The organism is Endozoicomonas sp. SESOKO2 (assembly GCF_024606245.1).
In the GTDB taxonomy this organism is placed as follows: Bacteria; Pseudomonadota; Gammaproteobacteria; order Pseudomonadales; family Endozoicomonadaceae; genus Endozoicomonas_A.
Genome location: NZ_JAHHPQ010000085.1, coordinates 1 through 1667, shown reverse-complemented (window position 1 = coordinate 1667; position 1667 = coordinate 1). Strand labels below are relative to the sequence as shown.

The 1667-nt window shown below is 50.1% G+C and carries 2 protein-coding genes; one reads left to right on the top strand and one right to left on the bottom strand.

What is annotated here, in order from left to right; all coding sequences use genetic code 11:
• Positions 1–745: bifunctional DNA-formamidopyrimidine glycosylase/DNA-(apurinic or apyrimidinic site) lyase (gene mutM / locus KDK17_RS02325; RefSeq protein ID WP_257287248.1), on the bottom strand; the 745-nt coding region annotated here is incomplete at its 3' end.
• Between the two features lie 200 nt (positions 746–945).
• On the opposite strand from mutM, the gene KDK17_RS02320 reads away from it, so the two are divergent.
• The coding region (locus KDK17_RS02320) for an MATE family efflux transporter (RefSeq protein ID WP_257287247.1) at positions 946–1667 on the top strand (722 nt) is incomplete at its 3' end.

Genomic DNA, 1667 nt, shown 5'->3' with positions numbered 1-1667 from the left:
AATGAACGCAGGGTTCCCCCTTGCGTCCATAAACAGCCAGTTCTTGTTTGAAATAGCCTGGCTTGCCGTCACCCCCGACAAAATCCCTCAGGGTGGTTCCACCCTGCTCAATGGCTTTTGCCAGAGTCTCTTTGATGCTTTCGGTCAGTCGCTCGTAGCGGGCTCTGGAAATTTTTCCGCAGGGCCTGTCAGGCCGGATACCTGCTTTGAACAGGGCTTCGTTGGCGTAGATGTTCCCGACCCCGACGACCACATGGTTGTCCATGATGAACGTTTTTACCGGCTGTTTTTTTCCCCGGGATTTGAGATGAAGCCTACGGGCTGTGAATTCATCACCGAGAGGTTCCGGACCGAGTTTGCTTAACAAGTCATGTTTCATGATGTCGTCGTCGACCCACAGAACCGCCCCGAACCTCCTCGGGTCGGTGTATCTCAGCGTTATCCCATGACTGAAAACCAGGTCGATATGGTCATGTTTCCGGGCTTCCTGTGGTTCTTTCAATATGCGCAGGCTTCCGGACATCCCCAGGTGAACCAGCAGGGTTCCAGCGTCGGTTCTGATCAGAAGATACTTCGCTCGTCTTGCGACAGAACGGATAACCCGGCCAGATAAATGCTGCTTTAAATGTTCCGAAACCGGCCAGCGCAGTTGCGGATTGCGGACGATAACATCCGACACGGTCTGACCTACAATATGAGGTGCAATGCCCCTGCGGGTCGTTTCAACTTCAGGTAATTCAGGCATCCACCGACAGTAGCAAATATGTCGTCAAAAGGCGATGTGATCGGCCTCTGATGGCAAAGGAAATAAGTAGAAATCCCGCGCCGGACCCCAGAAAGTAACGGCAAATTAGCCATATCAAATGCTGTCATGTGACTGATAAGATGGTTCCACTTTTATCCCGGTTCAGTTTTGGTAAAAGCACACCATAGCAGTGAGAGAAAATGACAGCCAACCCAACTTTATACCAACGATATTCCAGGGAACTTAGAGAACTTATTTATTTATCAGCCCCGATTCTGGGTGCGCAACTGGCGACCACTGGCATGGGCTTTGTAGATACCAGTATGGCGGGTCAATATTCTGCACAAGATCTGGCGGCAGTAGCCATTGGCTCCAGTATCTGGGTCCCGATTTATCTGTTAATCAGGGGTATCCTAATGGCGACGACACCGACAGTCGCCCATCTGTTTGGCGCCCAAAAAGTTGACCTGATTGCTTCACCGGTTCGACAGGCCATGTGGCTTTCTCTGGCGTTAAGTGTGGTCGGCATGGTCTTGATGATGAACCCTATGCCACTGCTCAATGTTCTGGAAATCAATGCCGAAATGGCTGCTAAGACGGAAGCCTACCTGGAAGCATTGGCCTGGGGGGTACCCGGCATCTGTTTATATCAAACCATGGTCAGCTATTGCGAAGGGCGCGCTATTACCAAACCGGCCATGCTCATCAGCTTTGTCGGTTTGTTGATCAACATTCCGGTTAATTATGTATTGATCTATGGCAAATTCGGCTTTCCTGAAATGGGTAGCGTAGGCTGTGGTTATGCAACAGCCATTTGCTTTTGGATCATGTGCCTGTTGATGTTCTGCTATACCCGGTTCAATCAAAAGCATACAGAAGTGAATCTGTTTGATCGCTTTGAATGGCCTGCAATGAGCCGTAT